General features: G+C 36.5%; 1 pseudogene. It reads right to left on the bottom strand.

Features of this window, described 5'->3' with window-relative positions:
- Positions 1-625, bottom strand: a pseudogene (locus ACTHSL_RS12865) (hypothetical protein); the annotation flags it as partial.

Raw genomic sequence — 625 nt, 5'->3', positions numbered from 1 at the left:
GTTCATTACGTCTTAACTCTTCATATTTAGAAATGAGGCTGATGAGTTCCATATTTGAAAAGTTTTCATCACTACTTAGTTTTTTGATAGCTTCAAGCCAGAGTTGTCTTTTTCTATCTACTCTCATACAACCAATAAATGCTGAAATGAATTCTAAGCGGAGATCGCCTAGTGATTTTAAACTATTGCTGGCAGCATTCTTGAGTCCAATATAAAAGTATTGTGTACCTTTTGCTGGGTCAGGTTGTTCTTTAGGAGGAGTAAAAGGATCAAATGCACTAAACGAAACTGAAACAAGCGATCGAAAATATCCCTTTGGGATTCTTGACTCGATAAGTCTATTATTTTCAGAGAAAAAATATTCATTGTTTTCTGGGTTGGTGATTGCACCAATCATTCCATTCAAAATTGTTGTTTTACCACACCCATTCCGCCCGATAAAAGCATGAATGTTCGTGCTGGGCATAGAATTAACCGTCACCTCAAAAGGTATAGTTAAATCACTGAATCCGGGAGCACTTTTTCTATTAAATGAAAAGTGGAAATCTGACAATTCTGGCAAACCATTTAACACACGTGCGAACTGTCCATGAATTTCTGAAAGAGTTACCCCTCTAAGTAATGA

This window comes from Neisseria sp. P0008.S010 (genome assembly GCF_051962715.1).
Lineage (GTDB): Bacteria > Pseudomonadota > Gammaproteobacteria > Burkholderiales > Neisseriaceae > Neisseria > Neisseria elongata.
This window is presented reverse-complemented; position numbering and strand designations above follow the sequence as displayed.